We start from the raw sequence: 1,306 nt of genomic DNA, 5'->3' as shown, positions 1-1,306 counted from the left end.
TAGTCGAGGTCCTGGCTCGGCGGGTTCACCGCCGTGTAGTGGATGTCAGCAGGAGCGAAGCCCGCGTCGAGCGCGCGGTGGACTTCGCCGGCGGACGCGCACTCCGCGCCGGCCCCCATCTCGCGGAGGGCTTCGAGAACGCTCCGGCCCGCGTTGGCCTTCACAGCGTAGTGGACGTCCACGTCGGGGAACGCGGCGGTGAGACGGTCGTAGTTCTGCGCGACGCGGTCGAGGTCCTGCACGTACAGCGGCGTGCCGTACTCGGCGGCCAGGTCGCGGAGGTCGACCGCCGACCAGTCCGAGAGCCGCCGCACTGCGGGGACCTCGACCGACGTCACGACCGCAGCACCTCCTCGCGCTGGGTCGCGTCCAGGGTCTGGGCCTCCAGGTCCATCGCGACGACGGCGGGCTTGAACGCGCCGCCGTCGAAGAGGTCGTGCTCGCCGACGCTGGACGCCACGTACCGCGTGAACGCGCGGCGCTCCGGCGGCAGTTCCCCGTACAGGACCGCCTCCTCGACGAGGTCGTAGACCGGAATCCGCGGCGTCAGTAGCGTGTTCTCGCCGACGACCGAGTCCTCGCCGACGACGAACCCGGACGTCACCCGACAACCGGCACCGAGCGAGACGCCGTCCTCCACCACGACGGGCGCATCCTCGACCGGTTCGAGCACGCCGCCGATGAGGGTGTTCGCGCCGAGCTTCACGTCCTCGCCGATCTGCGCGCACGAGCCGACCGTGTCACAGGAGTCGACGAGCGTGCCGTCGCCGACGTACGCGCCGACGTTCACGAACGCGGGCGACATCACGATGCAGTCCGACCCCACGTGGGAGCCGCGACGGAGCACCGTGCCGTCCGGCGTATTCCGCGTCCCGCGCTCGTAGAGGTCGCCCGTCTCGCGGAGCGGGAGGACGTCGTGGTACGTGACGTCGCCGTACTCGCGGGGTTCGGTCTCCCGGAGCGCGAAGTTCAGGAGGACGCCGCGCTTCACCCACTCGACAGCCTCCCAGTCCCCGCCGGACTGCTCGGCGGCCCGGACGTCGCCCGCTTCCAGGGCGTCCAGGAACGCCGCCAGGGTGTCGGCGACGTCCGCCGACGCCGTCTCGGCCGTCAACTCGCCGTCCTCGTGTCGCTGCCACAGGTCGCGTACGTCAGACTCGAGACTCATAGTTCGGAAGCAACCTCCTCGAATCGGTAGAAGCCAGCGGGCTGGTCGGCCAGCCACGCGGCGGCGTCGAGTGCGCCCGCCGCGAACACGGACCGGTCGCCCGCGCGGTGCGTGAGTTCCAGCACTTCGCCGTTCCCG

At 71.1% G+C, this 1,306-nt stretch carries 2 protein-coding genes and 1 pseudogene; all 3 read right to left on the bottom strand.

The genetic code is table 11. The features are described 5' to 3' along the window. Window positions 1-338, bottom strand: a pseudogene (locus GRX66_RS19120) (diaminopimelate decarboxylase); the annotation flags it as partial. Continuing rightward, on the bottom strand, window positions 335-1,168 hold the full coding sequence (locus GRX66_RS19115; RefSeq protein WP_159527857.1) for a 2,3,4,5-tetrahydropyridine-2,6-dicarboxylate N-succinyltransferase: 834 nt from the start codon (window positions 1,166-1,168) through the stop codon (window positions 335-337). The gene GRX66_RS19115 and the pseudogene GRX66_RS19120, both read right to left, overlap by 4 nt. After that, the coding region (locus GRX66_RS19110; protein WP_325064208.1) for a dihydrodipicolinate reductase C-terminal domain-containing protein at window positions 1,165-1,306 on the bottom strand (142 nt) is incomplete at its 5' end. The genes GRX66_RS19110 and GRX66_RS19115, both read right to left, overlap by 4 nt.

Source organism: Halobacterium bonnevillei (assembly GCF_009831555.1).
Classification (GTDB): domain Archaea; phylum Halobacteriota; class Halobacteria; order Halobacteriales; family Halobacteriaceae; genus Halobacterium; species Halobacterium bonnevillei.
This window is presented reverse-complemented; position numbering and strand designations above follow the sequence as displayed.

What these genes read in the sequence shown, in the direction of transcription:
- GRX66_RS19115 (WP_159527857.1), bottom strand. Translation starts at nt 1,168, where the DNA reads ATGAGTCTCGAGTCTGACGTACGCGACCTGTGGCAGCGACACGAGGAC.